Annotated in this window: 17 protein-coding genes; 6 read left to right on the top strand and 11 right to left on the bottom strand. The window is 67.9% G+C overall.

Annotated features, from left to right (window positions below):
- Positions 1-167: 167 nt before the first annotated feature.
- The 3 genes from NV1_RS43375 to NV1_RS09680 form a co-directional block, all read right to left on the bottom strand.
- Positions 168-329: a hypothetical protein gene (locus NV1_RS43375; RefSeq protein ID WP_157116728.1), complete on the bottom strand. Its 162-nt coding sequence runs from the start codon at positions 327-329 to the stop codon at positions 168-170.
- Positions 330-536: 207 nt separating this feature from the next.
- Positions 537-1,049, bottom strand: a complete 513-nt coding sequence (locus NV1_RS09685) for a peroxynitrite isomerase (RefSeq protein WP_067888123.1) — start codon at positions 1,047-1,049, stop codon at positions 537-539.
- 142 nt (positions 1,050-1,191) lie between these two features.
- Complete coding sequence (locus NV1_RS09680; protein ID WP_157116726.1) at positions 1,192-1,650, bottom strand: hypothetical protein; 459 nt, start codon at positions 1,648-1,650, stop codon at positions 1,192-1,194.
- A 560-nt stretch (positions 1,651-2,210) separates the two neighbouring features.
- On the opposite strand from NV1_RS09680, the gene NV1_RS09675 reads away from it, so the two are divergent.
- Positions 2,211-3,026: an ABC transporter permease gene (locus NV1_RS09675; protein ID WP_067888117.1), complete on the top strand. Its 816-nt coding sequence runs from the start codon at positions 2,211-2,213 to the stop codon at positions 3,024-3,026.
- Entirely contained in the window at positions 3,023-3,835 is an 813-nt protein-coding gene (locus tag NV1_RS09670; RefSeq protein ID WP_067888114.1) for an ABC transporter permease, read from the top strand. Before NV1_RS09675 ends, NV1_RS09670 begins: the two co-directional genes overlap by 4 nt.
- A gap of 5 nt (positions 3,836-3,840) precedes the next feature.
- Here NV1_RS09670 and NV1_RS09665 read toward each other — a convergent pair whose 3' ends face one another.
- Positions 3,841-4,704: a helix-turn-helix domain-containing protein gene (locus NV1_RS09665; RefSeq protein WP_067888880.1), complete on the bottom strand. Its 864-nt coding sequence runs from the start codon at positions 4,702-4,704 to the stop codon at positions 3,841-3,843.
- Positions 4,705-5,518: 814 nt separating this feature from the next.
- Here NV1_RS09665 and NV1_RS09660 point away from each other — a divergent pair.
- Positions 5,519-5,962, top strand: coding sequence for a DUF4254 domain-containing protein (locus tag NV1_RS09660; RefSeq protein WP_067888111.1), 444 nt, complete (start codon positions 5,519-5,521; stop codon positions 5,960-5,962).
- 37 nt (positions 5,963-5,999) lie between these two features.
- Here NV1_RS09660 and NV1_RS09655 read toward each other — a convergent pair whose 3' ends face one another.
- From NV1_RS09655 to NV1_RS09630, 6 genes are all read right to left on the bottom strand, one after another.
- A complete protein-coding gene (locus NV1_RS09655) occupies positions 6,000-6,797 on the bottom strand; it encodes an ABC transporter permease (protein WP_067888107.1) in 798 nt (265 codons plus the stop codon).
- Between the two features lie 2 nt (positions 6,798-6,799).
- Positions 6,800-7,690 carry a 2-aminoethylphosphonate ABC transporter permease subunit gene (locus NV1_RS09650; RefSeq protein WP_067888105.1) on the bottom strand — a complete coding sequence of 297 codons (891 nt, stop codon included), beginning with the start codon at positions 7,688-7,690 and terminating at the stop codon, positions 6,800-6,802.
- Positions 7,691-8,021: 331 nt separating this feature from the next.
- Positions 8,022-9,200, bottom strand: coding sequence for an ABC transporter ATP-binding protein (locus NV1_RS09645; RefSeq protein WP_067888102.1), 1,179 nt, complete (start codon positions 9,198-9,200; stop codon positions 8,022-8,024).
- Positions 9,201-9,223: 23 nt separating this feature from the next.
- Entirely contained in the window at positions 9,224-10,276 is a 1,053-nt protein-coding gene (locus tag NV1_RS09640; protein ID WP_157116724.1) for a 2-aminoethylphosphonate ABC transporter substrate-binding protein, read from the bottom strand.
- Between the two features lie 18 nt (positions 10,277-10,294).
- Positions 10,295-11,005, bottom strand: a complete 711-nt coding sequence (locus tag NV1_RS09635; protein ID WP_084525217.1) for a phosphonatase-like hydrolase — start codon at positions 11,003-11,005, stop codon at positions 10,295-10,297.
- Between the two features lie 28 nt (positions 11,006-11,033).
- A complete protein-coding gene (locus NV1_RS09630) occupies positions 11,034-12,149 on the bottom strand; it encodes a TIGR03364 family FAD-dependent oxidoreductase (protein WP_067888099.1) in 1,116 nt (371 codons plus the stop codon).
- A 273-nt stretch (positions 12,150-12,422) separates the two neighbouring features.
- Between NV1_RS09630 and NV1_RS09625 the strand changes: the two genes are divergently transcribed.
- Positions 12,423-13,133 carry a GntR family transcriptional regulator gene (locus tag NV1_RS09625; protein WP_067888872.1) on the top strand — a complete coding sequence of 237 codons (711 nt, stop codon included), beginning with the start codon at positions 12,423-12,425 and terminating at the stop codon, positions 13,131-13,133.
- A gap of 98 nt (positions 13,134-13,231) precedes the next feature.
- Here NV1_RS09625 and NV1_RS09620 read toward each other — a convergent pair whose 3' ends face one another.
- Positions 13,232-14,239: an LLM class flavin-dependent oxidoreductase gene (locus NV1_RS09620; protein ID WP_067888096.1), complete on the bottom strand. Its 1,008-nt coding sequence runs from the start codon at positions 14,237-14,239 to the stop codon at positions 13,232-13,234.
- Positions 14,240-14,362: 123 nt separating this feature from the next.
- Here NV1_RS09620 and map point away from each other — a divergent pair, with 123 nt between their 5' ends.
- Both map and NV1_RS09610 read left to right on the top strand, forming a co-directional pair.
- Positions 14,363-15,226 (top strand): type I methionyl aminopeptidase, encoded by an 864-nt coding sequence (map, locus tag NV1_RS09615; protein ID WP_067888093.1) that lies wholly within the window; start codon positions 14,363-14,365, stop codon positions 15,224-15,226.
- A gap of 264 nt (positions 15,227-15,490) precedes the next feature.
- Positions 15,491-17,026: a cobyric acid synthase gene (locus NV1_RS09610; RefSeq protein WP_067888869.1), complete on the top strand. Its 1,536-nt coding sequence runs from the start codon at positions 15,491-15,493 to the stop codon at positions 17,024-17,026.
- The last annotated feature ends 242 nt before the right edge of the window (positions 17,027-17,268 follow it).

Below are 17,268 nucleotides of genomic sequence, written 5' to 3'. Positions count from 1 at the left end.
CGCCGTGGAATCTCACGGCGATGAGTAGCGCTCGGCCCGAGCTCGGCGGTGGCATAAGGGTTTTCAGTCGCCACCGAATGGTCGGAGTGTGGCGTACGGGTCCAGCGGGATGAGGGTGCTACGCGCCGGTGAACCGTCGTGCCGGTGGCGGATTGGTCGGTGGAGACTCAGCGCTGGGATATGGGTTTCAGGTCGCCGTGCGCGACGGCGGGGGCGGTGTTCTGGTCGGGGGTGGTGGAGCTGACCGAATAGTCGCCGAGGATTTCGACGGCCCCGGTACCTGCCAGAATCATGCCCGCCGTGATGACGGCTAATGTCGACCGCTTCATGGGCTTCTCCCTTGTCGATGAGGGTTTCTCCCGTGGGGGCGTATGAGATCGAAGGGTCCCGAAACTGTGATCGCCAGTTGTTAGCTGGTCACGAAACGGTAGAACGGGACGCTCCGTGCCGACAACCCCCCAATCAGGGGAAAAGCCGTCGAAACCCGGCTGCTGCGCAGGTCGGTGGACGGGTCTCGATTTGGTTTCGCTTCGGTATTACTCCGCGCGTCGCAGGCTGGCGGCCAGGTGATGCTGTTCCGGCTGCCCGACCGCGGCCATGCGCAGGGTGTAGTCGATCGTGTCGCCGGATACGCGGAAGGTGCGGCCCAGGGCGGTGACCATCTTGGCGGTGGTGGTCCGGCCGATCGACGTGGAGCCCATGTCCAGGTGCAGGCCGTCGTCGTCGACCGACAGCGTGCCCTCACAGATCTCGGTGATGCCGGTCGGGTGCGCGAGGATCAGCTCGATCCGATCCGGGCCCGCACAGCGCAGATAGCCGGTTTCCGCGTGCAGCGAGCGGCCGTCGGCGGCGTGCCGGGTGCGCTGACGATAGGTGAGGAACGGCCGGCCCACGTGCCCGAAGTGGATCTCCTCCTGATAATCGAAGGATTCGATGGTCGGATACTCGCCGTGTCCGGAACCGCGCCAGACGCCCAGCAGCGGAGCGAGTCGGGCGATGTCGGGGTGAGGCGCGACGGGGGCGTTGGGTTCGAGCACGGCGGTCAGCATAGTGCGCGGCCGAGTGCCAGGCGCGCACTCACCGTGCTGAATCGTCACAACGGCCGTACGGGGGCTTGACAGCGCGACGGCCGCGCGAAACGGATCGCCGGACCGCTTGCGCAGCGGTTGCCGGGTGGTGCGCGCCCGCGGATCAGTGCACTCGATTGATCGTGTTCCGTTCGGCCTCGGTGAGCGGTGCGTCCGAACCGGTCAGGTAGCGGACCAGGGTGGTGTGATCGTCCAGCACCAGCCAGGTGATGTCGTCGGACAATCCGCCGCGGGCGGCCTTGGTCGTCACACCGAGGTGAGCGCGACCGCGGGTGTCGGTGCAGACCGCCGGGGTCGCGGTCGCGCCGATCTTGGCGATGGCGCAGCGGGTGACCGCGCGTTCGAGCGCGGGCAGACCGGCCGTGACGATCCAGCTGCCGGGGCGGGCTCCGTGCTCGACGAGCATCCGGGCCAGCCGGTTCGACCAGCGATCCAGCTCGCGCGGATCGGGCGTGTCGACACCCGCCACCGCCGGGCGGTGACGTTGTCCGGCGGGAGCGAGGGGGTGCTGCGGCCGGGTGGGATGGCAGGTATCGCCGGACGGCGTAATCGGCTTCGTCATCGTCATCTCTCTTTCGGATTCGAGCACCCCCGCATTCGCGGTACCTCAACTCTCGTTTCCCGCAACGAGATTCGGCAGCAACCCCAGTGCTGCGTGTACGCCTCGCAGGGTGGGGTGATCTGCACCCTGGGGTGCTTGCGTCGGTACGGGATCGGGTAGCCGCACCGCACTCGCCCGGTCCGCCGAACGGTTTCATCGAGGTGTTCCGGACCAGGCGCACCCGCGGCGGGCCGAAGGTGCCGGGCCGCCGCGTGCAGGGCGGTCGGCCGGGTCGTCAGCAGGGGAGGTTTTCCGCGGTGCGGGATGTGTTCGAGTGCTGGGTGCAGGGGCGTTGTGATGTTGTACGGCGGAGGGTGAGTACCGTCGAGGTGGAACCTGATGGGGAAGTCTCGGGCCGCGGTGAACCTGCGCGGTGATGGGGACGTGTTCTGAGCGAGTGTCGGGGCCGGGTGCGCGAATCGGTGCATCCGGCCGGTCATGTCAATGCGCTGTTCAGGATGTTTCGTCTGGTGTGATGAGAGCTCATCCGGTCGGCGCGTGAGTCGGAACGAGGTGCGGCGATGCAGGCGTACACCGCGGTTGTGGGTCGCGGCGAATCGGCATCCGTGCCGTCCGCGACCCGGCAGTGGTGGGTGTTGACGCTGCGTATGGTGCGGGCGTCGGTGCGTAACGGGGAGCTGGTGACGGCGCTGTTGGCTCCCAGCGTGTTCACGCTGGGGTTCTATGTTCCGCTGAATCGGGTGATGTCGTTCGGGCACGGGTTCGGCAGCTATGCGCAATTCCTCATGCCGATGATCGTGATGCAGGCGGTCTCGTTCTGCGCCGGTGCGGCGGCGCTGCGGGCGGCCACCGATGCGCGCGACGGGCTGGACGACCGGTTCGCCTCGATGCCGATGCCGGTCGTCACGCCATTGGCCGCCCGCACCACCGCCACGCTGTACCGCATCGTCGTCGCGGTATCGGCGGCGATCGTGTGCGGGTACGTGATCGGCGCACGATTCCGTGGAACTGCCTGGCACACAGTAGGTTTCGTGCTCTTCTCGGTACTGGTCGGACTGCTGCTCGGTCTGCTGGGTGATCTGCTGGGCGCATTGTCGCGCAGTCCGGAGGCGACCACCCAGGCGCTGGTGCTGCCGCAGCTGATCCTGGGCATGGTGTCCACCGGATTCGCACCGGCCGATCAATTCCCGGGCTGGATCCAGGGCTTCGCGCGGAATCAGCCGGTATCCGGATTCGTGAACGTGATGCGGGCGCTGTCCGGTGACACGGATACGGTGAGCTGGGCGGTGCTCGGGCCGGGGTTGCTGTGGCTGCTGGCCGGGCTGGTGCTGTTCGGCGTCGCCTCGGCGGTGGTCGCGGGACGGAGGCATCGATGACGGCCGTCACGGACCTGCCCCGGGTGGCCGGTCGCACCGAGATACTGCGGAACCTGTTGCCGCAGACGATGATTCAGACCCGTCGGCTGCTGGTGCGGTGGCGTCGCGATCCGGTGACGATGGTGCAGTCGCTCGGCTTCCCGGCGCTGCTGCTGGTGATGATCAATACCGTTCTGGGGCATCAGGTCACGGCGTTCTCCGGAGCGAGCGCGCTCTACGGTTCGGTGCCGATGGTGACCTTGGTCGGGGTGATGTCGGGTTCGCTGGCGGGGGCGATCACCCTGGGCCGGGAACGGGATGCGGGACTGCTGGCGCGGCTGTGGGTGCTGCCGGTGCATCGCGCCTCGGGCCTGATGGCGCGCATCGTGGCCGAGGCGGTGCGGATCCTGACCTGTACGGTCGTGCTGTTCACGGTGGGCGTCGCGCTGGGATTCCGCTTCCACCAAGGGATTCCGGCCGCGATAGCGCTGCTCGGCGTGCCCGTGCTGTACGGCCTCGGTTTCGCCACCCTGGTCACCGCCGCGGCCGTGTTCACCGCCAAATCCGGACTGGTGGAAGCGATTTCGCTCGGATCATCGCTGATGATGTTCTTCTCGACCGGATTCGTGCCGCTGGCGGCCTACCCGGGCTGGGCCGCACCCATCGTGGCGCACCAGCCGATGACGTATGCGATCGAGGCGATGCGCGGATTGTCCCTGGGTGGTCCGGTCCGGGTGCCGCTGCTGGCCACCGTGGCTTGGTCGGTGGGTGCGATCGTCGTCTTCGCGATACCGGCCGTCGTCGGCTACAACCGCGCCAGCCGGACCTGAACCGCTCAGCGCAGTCGCGCGGCCGCCTCGGCGACCAGGGCGGCCGAATCGCGCGGGCTCAAAGCCATCGCGCGGAGCTGGTCGAACATCACCCCGAAACGGCGAATCTCGTTGTGGCCCTCGACGATGTCGTCGCCGGCGATGCCCTCGACGTAAACCAGTTCCGGGTCGCCGGGTTCGGGGAAGTCCAGCACCACGAACGAGCCGACCATCGCCGGATGGGCGCCGGCGTCGAAGGGCAGCACCTGCAGGATGACGTTGCGTTTGTCGGAGTACTCGCTGAGCCGTTCGAGCTGATCGCGCATCACGTCCCGGCCACCGACGACGCGACGGATCGCGGCCTCGTCCAGTACCACCCACAGCTCGAGCGGATTGCCCTCGCGCGCCAGGACCTTGCCGCGCTCCACGCGCGCGCGCAGACGTTGTTCGATCACCGACGCCTCGACCTTGGGCATCGCGGTGTCCAGCACCGCCCAGGCGTACCGCTCGGTCTGGAGCAGGCCGGGGATGAACGAGGTCTGGAACAGCCGCGCCGAGAGGGCTTCGGTCTCGAAATTGATGTAGGCGGCGTACACCTCGGACACCGCGGCCTCGAACGGGCGGGACATACCGGGCTTGAGCGCCTCGGACAGGAGCTTCAGCGCGTCGTTGCGACGCTCCTCCGCGACGCCGTACAGGTCGAGCATCGTCATCAGCGTGCGTCGTTGCGGGCGGGCCTGCGCGGTTTCGATCCGGTACAGCGTGGTCACGTTGATCCCGGTCTGGGAGCTGACCTCCTCCTTGCTGATCCCGGCCTCCTCCCGCATCTCCTGCAGCAGTACCGCCAGCCGTCTGAGCTGGACCGTCAGCACAGTGCGCTTACCTGCCATCGCGCCCTCTCCCGTGTGCACTCGTCGGAATGCGCTCGTGCGTTCCGCATGCGTCGATGTGTCTGGGGCAGAGCCTATTCGCCTTGCGTGCCGAGTGGGGCACGAACCCGGCCATCTGCGGATATCGGCGGTTGCCGACCCTCCGCAACCGGCACGCAACGATACGGATCGGGAATCGATGCGATATGCGGTTCGTGATGTTCCGGACGTTCCGGGCATCGGGATCCAGGTGCACGATTCGGGACCACGCCCGTGCGTTGTGGCAGGTGGGTGATCATAATGGACGGGGGATTCGTGCCGGACGCGGCGCGACGAGAGGCTGGTTCGCGAAGTCGGAGCTTCGGTTCTCGTGGCGGAGTCGGCGCACCGACCGTGACCGGGATACCGGACCGTCCGTCCGGGTTGATCCGCCGAGCTATTTCCGAGGACTTTTCAGCATACTTTCGGCGAACTTCCGCTGCGGCGCTGATTGTTCCGGCTGGAATCGAGGCCGGTTGTTCACCGGAGGTCGACGCAGGGGAATGCGTACCGTGCAGTCTGGCGATGACGTGTCCAGTAAATGATCGGAAACCGGGCGGCCGGTGTGCTTTCGTGGCGGAAAGCCGATGTGGCTCAGGCGATCCTTGCGCAGGTAGAAGGTAACGGAGGTTGACCGAACCGATGCGGATGCAATCTTGCGTTCTTGCATTTGTGCGTGCATGATTCGAGCTAACCTAGTCGTGTTCCACCGATCCGATGACCGGTACAACTCAATCCGGAGACCAATTATGTTGGTGCAAATATTGGTGCAGTCCCGATTTTTCGGGGTGCGGCAATGACGATGTCGATAGCTGGTGTGCTGCCGACGGCGCCGCAATTGTTGTGCGCGTTTCAGGGACGACGCTTGGATGACCAGGTACTCCTGCGATCGGCGCGGGCGCTGGCCGAGATGCACGCCCGTCGCGTGCGGCTGCGCGACCCCATGATGGCCGCCGAGATCGACTGTCAGCGGGGCGAACTCGTGGACGACATCAACGGCTGGGTCGAGCGGGCGATGCCCCAGCACCGCAACGGCGCTTCGCTGCACACCGAAAGCCTCGGCGCGGTGATCGACCGGATGGCACGCAGTTGGGTCGAGGCCAACCAGGCCATCGACCGGGAGGGCGCTCGCAGCGACACCACCCACAAGCACTGGTACCACCTGGCCGAACTCGTCGACGGGTACACCGATCTCGTCATCGATGTGGCCGGAGGCCGTCGCAGGCTGCCCGAGCAGTGATCGGATCAACCTGCGGTCCGGCGTAATACCCTCCAGCTCAACGCAATACCGCGCGGCCGCGTACCCGGCCCAGAATCAGCAGGACCAGCAGAGTGACCGCCACCAGCAGCGTGGTGCCTGCCGCGGCATCGAACACCCGGCCGCGATCCGTATCGGCGAAGATGCTGATCGGCAACGTCTTCCAGGTGGCCGGATACACCATCACGGTCGCCCCCAGCTCGCCCATGGACAGTGCGATCGCCAGACCGGCGGCCGCGCCCAGTGCGGGCAGCAGCAGAGGCAGGGTGATCCGCGTCAGCACGCGTGCCGGACTCGCGCCGAGGGATTCGGCGGCCTGCCGGTAACTCGGATCGAGCCGGTCCAGCGCCGCGGCGACCGCGCTGAACGCGTAGGCCAGTACCAGCACCGAATGTGCCACGATGACAATCCATTTCGTGCCGCCGAGCAGGATGGGCCGCTGGTTGAAGGCGATCAGCACGCCGAGCCCGATCGCCACCGACGGCACCGCGACCGGCAGATGGAATACCGTGTCGGTCAGCCGCCGCCACCAGCTCGGCGCTTCCCGGGCCGACAGCGCGGCCCAGGTGCCCAGAACCAGTGAGATCGCGCCCGCCAGCAGGGCGGTCTGCAGGCTCACCGACAGGCCGGCGGCCTGCTCGCCGGACAATTCGTGCCGGAAATTGCCCAGCCCGAGCTCCGCGGGCAGCGCACCGGTCCATCGGCCCGCCAGCGCCGCGGCCACCACGGTGGCGATCGGGGCGGCGAACACCACGAGAACCACCAGTGCGAAGACCGCGAGTACCACCGCGCGTCCGCGACGGGTCCACACCAGCATGATCAGCCCTCCTGGGTCGTGCGGGAGACGGCGAGCCGCGCGAAGACGAGGCGGTAGGCGATGTACAGGGCCAGCGACAGCGCCACCTGCACCGTGGCCAGCACCGCCGCGCCGGGCAGATCGAAGGTGACGATGCCGCGGGTGTAGATCAGCGCGGGCAGGGTGATGACGCCCTTGGCCCCGGTGAACAGCACGATGCCGAATTCGTTGAGCGTCAACAGCAGAACCAGACTGCCACCCGCCGCCAGCGCGGGCCACGCCTCGGGAAGCACCACGCGTCGCAGCACCCGCCATGGTGAGGCGCCCAGGCTCGCGGCCACGTCCAACTGCTCACGCGGCAGCTGGGCGAACGCGGCCAGCAGCGGCCGGACCACGAACGGGGTGAAGTAGGTGATCTCGGCGAGCACGACTCCGGTGGGGGTGGTCAGGAAATTCAGTGCGCGGGAGTGGTTTCCGGTCAGCTGGGCGAGCAGCGCGTCCAGCGCGCCGGCACTGCCGTAGAGGAAGGTGAACGCCAGCGTGATCAGGAAGGACGGCAGGGTCAGCACCGTATCGATGAGCCGCCCCACCGCGCCCGATCCGGGAAAGGGGACGAAGGCCAGTACCACCGCGACGAACGAACCGAGCACCAGGCATCCGGCGGTCGAGCAGACCGCGATGGATACCGTGCGCCACAACGCGTTCCGGAACGATGCCGACCCGAGCACCTGGGACCAGGCCCCGGACTTCGCGGTGGATTCGGTCAGCACCCGCACCACCGGGTAGACCGCGAACAGCAACACCACCAGCAGCGGCGGGGTGGACCAGACGATCGGCCGCCAGCTGCGCTGCGCCGCCTCCCGTTCGGAGGTTGCGCCCGTGACGGACGGTTCGACGGCGAGTGAGGTGCTCATCGGGCCCACTCCCCTCCGGCGTACATGGTGCGACCGGGTACCCAATCCCCCTCATGGACCGGGTACCCGGCCGACGAACCGGCCGGTCGATGTGGTCTGACCGCAACAACTCTTGTGGTGTGATGGCACCGTACGGGGAGGTTCTCGGTATCCGGCTGCCCCCAATCGACCTCCGTGTGCCCCCAGGGCCCGATGGGCGTGCGGTACCGAGTTCGTCGAGTGTCGCGTGGCCGCATACGCGCCTCCGCGCGGGGATCGAGTGCGTCGTCGGCTCGTGGCATGACGGTTGAATTATGTTGTGCTGAGGCCGCTTCGGTGGGGCGGGTGCGGATCATGTGAAAGCCCCCGGCCTCGCACCGACCGCGGTGGGGATGAGCGTGCCCGCCGGGTCGGGGAGGCGGACGCCGACGACGGCGCCGTCCGCGATGTCCAGCGGGCCGGGGACGTCGGCGGTGAGTTCGATCGGCAGGCCGGTGACGTCCAGTTGGAGTCTGCTGGTCGCGCCGCGCCATACGCGGGAGACGATGGTGGCCAGGACGGCGTCGCGCTCGTTGGTGGAGCAGATCTGCACGGTGTGCGGGCGCATGCAGAGCAGGCCGTCGTCATCGGGCTTCCAGTCGAGCTGCCCGACACCGGGTTTCGGCGCTTGTGCACGCAAGGTGCGTTCACCGCACTGGACCAGTGCGGTGTCACCGGCAATATGTTTCACCGTGCACGGCAACAGATTCGCCCCGCCCAGGAACGCCGCGGTGAAACTGCTCGGCGGTCGCCGCCACAGGTTCTCGGCGGTGTCCACGTCGACCAGACGGGCATCGCGCATCACCGCGATCCGATCCGCGAGGGCCAACGCCTCGGATTGGTCATGGGTGACGTACAGCATCGCCGTGTCCGGCAGAGCTTTTCGCAGCTGCTGGAGTTCGGCGAGCATGGCTTGGCGTAACTGCGCGTCCAGGGCCGCGAGCGGCTCGTCCAGCAGCAGCACCGAGGGGCGGATCGCGAGGGCCCGCGCGATCGCCACCCGCTGCTGCTGGCCGCCGGACAGCTCGCGCGGCAACCGCTGCGCGTAGTCGGCCATTCCGACCATCTCCAGCACCTCGCGCACCCGATCCCGGATCTGCCTGCGCGGCACCCGATGTGAGCGCAGGCCGAACGCGACGTTCTCGAACACCCGCATATGCGGAAACAACGCGTAGGACTGGACGACCACGCCGATGCCGCGCTTGGCGGGCGACAGATCGGTGACATCGCGTCCGGCCAGCCGGACCGCACCCGAGGTGGGCCGCACGAATCCGGCCAGCGCCTTCAGCGCGGTGGATTTCCCGGAACCGCTGGGCCCCAGGAGCGCGACCGTCTCACCGGCGGCCACCCGCAGGGTGAATTCGGCTAGGGCGGTCGTGGCCCGACGGCCGCGACCGTAGCTGACGCCGACCCGATCGAAGACGATCGCGGGTTCGGTGGAAGTTCCGGTGGCGGCGTCGGTGCCGGTGGCGGAGGTCGCCGGTGCGAACATGCTGCGCTCCTGGGGGTTTCGGTCTAGCTGCCGGTGGCCTTCTGATACGCGGCGACATCGCCGTCGAGATCGTCGAGGACCTTGTTCCAGTCCGGCGTCAGCACGGTGACGTCCTTCAGATACGAAGCGGGAGACGGAGTTCCCGCGGGGGCGTCCTTGAGGTCCGTGTGTGCCGAGATCGCCATCGCGTCCGGGCCCAGGGTCTTCTGCACATCGGCCGAGAGCAGGAAGGTCATCAACTTGGCGGACGCGTCGCGATGCGGTGCGCCCTTGGCCATCCCCATGACGTACGGCAGGGCGACCGTGCTGCGCTTGCCGTCGGCCGTCGCGGGATAGAACAGGCCGAACTTCGCCCCGTTGTCCTTGATCTCGATGAGGTTCATCTGGATGTCGCCGTTGGCGACCAGCAGCTCACCCTTGTCGACCTTGGTCTGCAGTTTGCCGGTCGAGGAGGACGGGCCGACATTGTTGGCCTGCAACTTTGCCAGGTAGTCCAGTGCGCCCTGTTTGCCGTAGAGCTGTTGCAGCAGAACCAGCACCGCCGTGCCGTCCCCGGCCTGTCCGGGCGTCGAATACTGCAGCTTGCCCTTGTATTCGGGCTTCAGCAGATCGTCCCAGGTGATGCCCTCGGTGTGGACCGACGGGTTCGCGATGAAGGTCAGGTAGTTGCCCGCGAGGGTGACGTACTTGCCGGCGGGATCCTTGTCGGCCGCGGCGATCGCGCCGGTGTCGACGCCGCTGTCCTGGAGCAGCCCCTGCTCGGCGGCCTTCTGGATGAACGGCGGCAGGGTCACCACGAGATCGGCCTGCGGATTGGACTGCTCCTTGTCGATCCGGTTCACCACCTCACCGGAACCGGCCTCCACGTAGTTGACCGAAATGCCGGTCTGCTTGGTGAATTCGGCGAATTCGGGTTTGTACCAGTCGGCCATGCCGTCGGCGGAGTACACGGTGACAGTCTTGCCGTCGCCCGCGCTGGTACCGGTGCCGCCGCAGGCCGCGACGGACAGGGTCAGGGCGGCGGCGGAAATCGGGATCAACGTGGTGCGTGCGAGGCGGGAGATCGAAATACGCACGATGACTGCAACTTTCGTTCAGAGCGGAAGAGAGCGATGAAAGGGTCGGGGGTGTTCGGCCAGCAGCAGGTCGGCGAATTCGACCACCGAGGGCACGATGTGGGTGGCGCCGGCCTCGCGCAGCCGGTCCTCGGTGTGCGCGCCGGTGAGCGCGCCCGCCACGACGCGTGCGCCCGCGGCCAGGCCGGTTTCGATATCGCTGGCCGTATCGCCCAGTACCGCAACACGATCCACCGCATCCGCGCCGAGGCGCAGCAGCGCGGTGAGCACCATGTCCGGATAGGGGCGGCCACGTCCGGCCTCGGCGGGGCACAGGGTCAGGTCGGCGATCTCGTGCCAGTCCAGCGCGTCCAGCAGGCAGTCCTGGGTGCCGCGGCTGAAACCTGTCGTCAGCGCGACCTTGATCCCGGCCTCGCGCAGTCGCGTGATCGCCTGTGCCGCACCGGGAATGGGGGTCGCCTCGGCGGCGAAACCGGCATAGGCGGCCTCGAAGGCGCGATTGGCCCGCTGGACGCGCTCCTCGTCGCCGAGGATCGCGCGGAATACCGTGATCTTGGACTGGCCCATCGTGCGCACCACGTAATCGGTGGCCGCCTCGCGTTCGGGGCCCCGCGCGGGGATGTCCGCCGCGGTGGCGGCGGCGTCGAAGGCGCGCAACACCAGGCCGCCGTCGGCGACCGTGGTTCCGGCCATGTCCAGTACGGCCAACTCGATGCGTTCGTCGGACAAAGTATTTCCCTTCGCGGAGTCGGGACCTTCAGAGGTTCAGCAGGTCGGCGGTTTCCTCGCCGATGGCGGGGCCCAGGGTCATGCCGCGGCCGCCGGGACCGGTGACGACCCACACGTCGTCGTCGGCTCGCGCGCGGGTGACGATGGCGTTCGGGTCGGTGCTCTGGCTGTAGACACCGGCCCACCGGCGCACGATCGGGGGCAACCGGCGGCCGAGGAGTTCCTCGGTGACGGCGGTGAGGTGTTCGTAGGGGGCCTCGTCGACGTCGAAGCCGAACGGCTCGTCGTATTCGTGGGTGTCGCCGATGGTCAGGCCGCCGTGCAGCCGCTGTACGCAGAGCAACTGCATGCGGTGTTGCGCGGCGGTGAACGTCTGCGCCTGCTCGAGTCGCAACCGCTCCAGTGCCTCGCCCGCGAAGCCCGGGTAATAGCGGAAGCTGTCGCCGTCGGCGATGGCGGTGGTGAGCGGTTCGCCCAGCGGGGCGGTCTGCATCATCTGCAGCCGGACGCGCCGAACGGGTATGTCGCCCACCAGTTCCCGGGTCAGGCCCGAATGCGCCGCCCCCGGGCAGACCAGAACCAGGTCGGCCTCGAAGCGGCGGCCGCGATCGTCCACCACGACTCCGCCGCTGATCGTGCGCGCCTCGGCTCCGGCATGGAAGGTATAGCGGCCGGTGCGTTCCATATAGGCGCGCAGCGCGGGCATGGCCTGGCGCGACTCCACCACCGCATCGGTCGAACAGTGCAGTCCGGCAAGGAATTTGCCGCGCAGGGCCGGATTCAATTCCCGCACGCGGTCAGGATCGAGGAGTTCGAATCCGCGCTCGTCCGCGTTCGGGCCCGCCGCGGCGGCCCCGGCGACGGCGAGTTCGGCCTCGGTGCGCACCAGCGTGATCGAGCCCGCCGCACGGAATCCCACTCCGGTGACCCGGCCGCCGATCTCCTCCCACAACCGGCGCGAACGCAGCGTCAACTCCAATTCGCCCGCGCTGCGGCCCGATACCCAGACCAGCCCGAAGTTGCGGACCGTGGCGCCGCGGGCCTCGATCTCGCGTTCGAGCTGGATGACCGTATGCCCGCGGCCGGTCGCGGCCAGGGCATGTGCGGTGCCGAGGATTCCGCCGCCGACGATGACCAATCGCATGACCGAAATCATGCGCAATGGTCTAGACCGTCTGGTGTTTCCCGCACCAACACTGGGTTAACAATTGGTATAGACCAATTGGGGTATGCTGTCGGGGTGAATGTCAGGGGCGCCGGGCGCCACGATCGGGTGAGCGGGCTCGCTCGGCGCGGGGGCGGTGTGCGCGGCGAGAAAGGGATTGCCGAGAATCGTGGTGTGAGCGATCTCGCGAGCGAACCGCGGGCACTGCCCGGTCCGCAGGCCGCAGCATCGGCCCGTACCGAGATATCCGGCGTGAGCGCCGATTTCGGCCGGATGTCCAAGGCGTACCGGGTGCGGACCGAAATCGAGGCCATCCTGGATCGCCTGCGCGAGGGCGATCCGGTGCCGCCCGAACGCGAACTCGCGGCGCGATTCGAGGTCGCACGCGAGACCGTCCGGCAGGCGCTGCGAGAGTTGCTGGTACAGGGCCGGATTCGCCGCCAGGGCAGGGGCACGGTGGTCTCCCGCCCGAAGATGGTGCAGCCCTTGTCCTTGCGTTCGTACACCGAGGGGGCGATCGGCCTCGGCCGCCGACCGGGCCGTCTGTTGGTCGGCTGGGACGACATTCCCGCCGATCCGGAAACCGCCGCCGCGCTGGATATCCCGCCCGGCGGGACGGTCATGCATCTCGAACGCGTGCTGTTGGCGGACGACGAGAAGGTCGGCCTGGAGAGCACCTATCTCACCCCCGCCCGCTTCGGTTCCCTGCGCGCGACCTACGACCCGACCACGTCGCTCTACGCGGCCATCCGAGCCTCGGGCGTCGTCTTCGGCTCGGCCATCGAACGCATCGAAACCGTCCTCGGCTCGCCCCGGGAGGCGGCTCTGCTGGAGTGCACCACCGCACTTCCGATGATCCTGCTGCACCGGCGCACGGTCGACGCCGACGGTATCCCGGTCGAACGTGTCCGCGCTCTCTATCGCGGCGACCGGATGGCCTTCGAAACCCAACTGCGCGAATGAGGTTCGCGCGGTGCGACCGACTCCCAGCGATCGTCGCGCGTGGCGAGGAACCGCGTTCTGCGGGACGGCTCTCTCGCGCACTCGGACCGTACGGCGTCTCAGCGAATCTGGGGAGCGACCTTCTCGCCGAGTAGTTCGATCGTGTGCAGCACGCGATCGTGGGGCAGAGTGCCGACGCTCGGGTGCAGCATGAAGCGGTCCAGGCCGAGGGTGTCGCGAATCCCGGCGATCTTCTCCGCGACCCGGTCCGGCGTGCCGACGAACAGTGATCCGGCGGGCGAGCGCAGGGCTTCGAACTGGTCGGGAGTCATTGCGCCCCAGCCACGTTCGCGGCCCAGCCCGCTCATCGCCGCGGCGTAGGGCCGGTAGAAGTCGGTCACGGCCTGTTCGTCGGTGTCGGCGATGTAGCCGTGGGCGTGCACCGCGATCGGCTGCGGTTGGTGTCCGCCCTGCTCCAGGGCGCGGTGGTACAGGTCGACCAGCGGGCGGAATCGGGCGGGTTGACCGCCGATGATGGCGATGGCCAAGGGGAGGCCCAGAAGTCCGGCCCGCGCCACCGACTCGGGACTGCCGCCGACCGCGATCCACACCGGCAGCGGCCGGTCGGTGCGCGGCTGGACGACGGTGTCGTGCAGTGCGGGACGGAATCGGCCGGTCCAGCTCACCGGCTCGTCCGCGCGCAGGCGCAGCAGCAGGGCGAGCTTCTCGTCGAAGAGGTCGTCGTAATCGGCCAGGTCGTACCCGAACAGCGGAAAGGATTCGGTGAAGGAGCCGCGTCCGGCCATCAACTCCGCGCGACCGTCCGAGAGTAGGTCCAGGGTCGCGAATTCCTGGTACAGTCGTACCGGATCCGCAGAGCTGAGCACGCTCACCGCGCTGGTCAGCCGGATGTGTTCGGTGCGCCCGGCGATGGTCGCCAGGACGACCGCGGGCGCCGACGCCGCGAAATCCTCGCGATGGTGTTCGCCGACGCCGTACACGTCCAGACCGGCGCGTTCGGCGGCGACGGCCTCCTCGACGACCTGTCGCAGCCGTTCGCCCGCACTCGGTGCGGGTCGCTCGCCGACCGGATGCCGTTCGGCGAAGGTCGTCAGTCCCAGTTCCATTGTTCTTCCTCCTGTGCTGCCGATGTCGACAGCCTAAACGGACCGTGGTCCGGATAAATTCCGCCGGGGTCGGCGTTGCGGAGTGCCGGGATTCTCGAGGGCGGATACCGATAGTCTTGTTCCATGGCAGTCCGCACTCGCAAGCCGCTCTTCCCCGGTGTCCAGTCCCCGATCCGTGAAGTTCCGCGATCGATCGCGCGTCCGGAGTACGCGTGGAAGAACACGGTCAACGAGGGCCGCGAGCCATGGGTGCAGACGCCCGAGACGATCGAGAAGATGCGTGTCGCGGGCAAGATTGCCGCGCAGGCGCTTCAGGAGGCGGGTAAGGCCGTCGCGCCCGGCGTCCTCACCGATGATCTGGACCGCATCGCGCACGAGTACATGTGCGATCACGGTGCGTACCCGTCGACGTTGGGCTACAAGGGATTTCCCAAATCCTGCTGCACCTCGCTGAACGAGGTGATCTGCCACGGCATCCCGGACTCGACGATCATCGAGGACGGCGACATCGTCAACATCGACGTCACCGCCTACATCGACGGCGTGCACGGCGACACCAACGCGACCTTCCTCGCCGGTGATGTGGACGAGGAGGCGCGGTTGCTGGTCGAACGCACCCACGAGGCGACCATGCGGGCGATCAAGGCGGTGCGACCGGGCCGGGCGCTGAACGTCATCGGCCGCGTCATCGAGTCCTATGCCAACCGCTTCGGCTATGGCGTGGTGCGCGACTTCACCGGACACGGCGTCGGCCCGACCTTCCACAGCGGGCTGGTCATCCTGCACTACGACCAGCCCGCCATCGAATCGGTCATCGAACCCGGCATGACCTTCACCATCGAGCCGATGATCAACCTCGGCGGCATCGACTACGAGATCTGGGATGACGGCTGGACCGTCGTCACCAAGGATCGCCAGTGGACCGCCCAGTTCGAACACACCCTGGTCGTCACCGACACCGGCGCGGAAATCCTCACCCTCCCGTGAGGATGCGCACGCCCCGTGGTTCGAACTGCGCACGCGGTGCCCGGTTGTGCCGGGGCGACAAGTGAGTCAGGTTCGCGGCATCGTGCGTCGGTTCGATGTCCGCTCGCGAATAGGGCTGTGTCACACAGGTGTTCGCGTGTGGCGAGCGTCGAGATGCCGAGCTGTTTCGGCTGGCGGTGACGTACGGCGGTTCGTCACCGGGGAAAGTGCGTGGCCCGCGGATGTGCCGGTGCCGAGGGCGCCTCGTCCGGATACGGTGGCGTGGTGAAAGGGGCGTTGCTGGTCGCCGGGACGACCTCGGATGCGGGCAAGAGTGTCGTGGTGGCCGGTTTGTGCCGGATGCTGGCGCGGCGCGGGGTGCGGGTGGCGCCGTTCAAGGCGCAGAACATGTCGAACAACTCGGTGGTGGCGCTCGACGGGGGGGAGATCGGGCGGGCGCAGGCGTTGCAGGCGCGTGCGTGCGGGCTGGAGCCGAGTGTGCGGTTCAATCCGGTGCTGCTCAAGCCCGGAAGTGATCGGCGCTCGCAACTGGTGGTCCGGGGCCGGGCCGTGGATACGGTCGGGGCGCGGGACTACTTCCGGCATCGGCGGCAGCTGCGCGAGGTCGTGGCCGGTGAATTGGCTGCCCTGCGTGCCGAATTCGATGTGGTGATCTGTGAGGGAGCCGGATCGCCCGCCGAAATCAACCTGCGGGCAACAGATCTGGCGAACATGGGTTTGGCGCGGGCGGCGGATCTGCCGGTCCTGCTGGTCGGCGATATCGATCGCGGGGGTGTGCTCGCGCATCTGTTCGGGACCGTTGCGATTCTGGAACCCGAAGACCAGCAGCTCATCTGCGGATTCATCGTGAACAAGTTCCGCGGTGATGTCGAGTTGCTGCGGCCCGGACTCGATACGCTCGCCGAACTCACCGGCCGGCCCACACTCGGCGTTCTGCCTTTCGCCGAGGATCTGTGGATCGACGCCGAGGATTCTCTCGGCACCGTCGCCGACGCGCCGGTCGGTCGCCCGCGTCCGCCGCTCGGAACCGAATGGCTGACCGTCGCGGCGATCAGGTTGCCGCGTATCTCCAACTCCACCGACGTCGAGGCGCTGGCCTGTGAGCCCGGGGTGTCGGTGCGCTGGGCGGACGATCCGTCCCGGCTGGCCGATGCCGACCTGGTGGTGCTGCCGGGCAGCAAATCCACTGTGAGCGATCTGGAATGGCTGCGCCGCAACGGAATCGCCGACGCGCTGTGCGAGCGCGCCGCGGCCGGACGGCCGATCCTGGGTATTTGCGGCGGATATCAGATGCTGGCCCGGCGCATCGTGGACGAGGTCGAATCGAGTGCCGGGGAGATCGCCGGCCTCGGCCTGCTGGACCTGGATATCGAGTTCGCCGAACCGAAGGTGTTGCGCCGCACCACCGGCCGGGCCGCCGGTTCCGGAATCCCGTTGAGCGGCTACGAGATCCACTACGGCCGCGCCCGCCGTACCGGCGATCCCGCCTGGCTCGAGCTCGACGACGGTCGCGCGGAAGGCAGTGCGCGCGGTGCGATCCGGGGTACGCACCTGCACGGCCTGATGGAGTCCGACGACTTCCGCCGGGCCTGGCTGCGCGAGGTCGCCGCGCAGGCCGGGCGTTCCGGATTCCTTGTCGCCGAGGATATTTCGACCGTCGACGAACGCGAGTCCCAGCTCGACCTACTCGCCGATCTGATCGAGAAGCATCTCGACACGACCGCACTGGAACGCCTGATCACCGCCGGCGCACCGTCCGGGCTGCCCACCCTCGCGGCGTCACGCAACCCGAATGCTTGACTGCGCCAACCATTTCCGAACTGTTCGTCCCGCTCGAACCGGAATGCTCGAGCGTTGTCCGGACGACTTCGGTTCGCCCGCGCTGCTGCCAGTACGGCAGGTCGATCGCGTGATCATCGCCCGGCTCTGCTCAGGTTGCGCGGTCTCGTCTCGTCGTGGAGTTCGGGCGCATTCGGACGGCTGGTACGACCGTCGGGCGCCGGGGCCGCCTGTGGGTGGAACAGCTCTCTGACCGGCCGTGA

Origin of the sequence: Nocardia vaccinii NBRC 15922 (assembly GCF_001613305.1) — a bacterium.
Lineage (GTDB): Bacteria > Actinomycetota > Actinomycetes > Mycobacteriales > Mycobacteriaceae > Nocardia > Nocardia vaccinii.
The sequence above is the reverse complement of the archived record's forward strand: the minus strand, read 5'-3'. Positions and strand labels throughout refer to the sequence as shown.

Coding starts and splice junctions, on each gene's coding strand:
- NV1_RS43375 (WP_157116728.1), bottom strand. CDS start 329: ATGAAGCGGTCGACATTAGCCGTCATCACGGCGGGCATGATTCTGGCA.
- NV1_RS09685 (WP_067888123.1), bottom strand. CDS start 1,049: ATGCTGACCGCCGTGCTCGAACCCAACGCCCCCGTCGCGCCTCACCCC.
- NV1_RS09680 (WP_157116726.1), bottom strand. CDS start 1,650: ATGACGAAGCCGATTACGCCGTCCGGCGATACCTGCCATCCCACCCGG.
- NV1_RS09675 (WP_067888117.1), top strand. CDS start 2,211: ATGCAGGCGTACACCGCGGTTGTGGGTCGCGGCGAATCGGCATCCGTG.
- NV1_RS09670 (WP_067888114.1), top strand. CDS start 3,023: ATGACGGCCGTCACGGACCTGCCCCGGGTGGCCGGTCGCACCGAGATA.
- NV1_RS09665 (WP_067888880.1), bottom strand. CDS start 4,704: ATGGCAGGTAAGCGCACTGTGCTGACGGTCCAGCTCAGACGGCTGGCG.
- NV1_RS09660 (WP_067888111.1), top strand. CDS start 5,519: ATGACGATGTCGATAGCTGGTGTGCTGCCGACGGCGCCGCAATTGTTG.
- NV1_RS09655 (WP_067888107.1), bottom strand. CDS start 6,797: ATGCTGGTGTGGACCCGTCGCGGACGCGCGGTGGTACTCGCGGTCTTC.
- NV1_RS09650 (WP_067888105.1), bottom strand. CDS start 7,690: ATGAGCACCTCACTCGCCGTCGAACCGTCCGTCACGGGCGCAACCTCC.
- NV1_RS09645 (WP_067888102.1), bottom strand. CDS start 9,200: ATGTTCGCACCGGCGACCTCCGCCACCGGCACCGACGCCGCCACCGGA.
- NV1_RS09630 (WP_067888099.1), bottom strand. CDS start 12,149: ATGCGATTGGTCATCGTCGGCGGCGGAATCCTCGGCACCGCACATGCC.
- NV1_RS09620 (WP_067888096.1), bottom strand. CDS start 14,239: ATGGAACTGGGACTGACGACCTTCGCCGAACGGCATCCGGTCGGCGAG.
- map (WP_067888093.1), top strand. CDS start 14,363: ATGGCAGTCCGCACTCGCAAGCCGCTCTTCCCCGGTGTCCAGTCCCCG.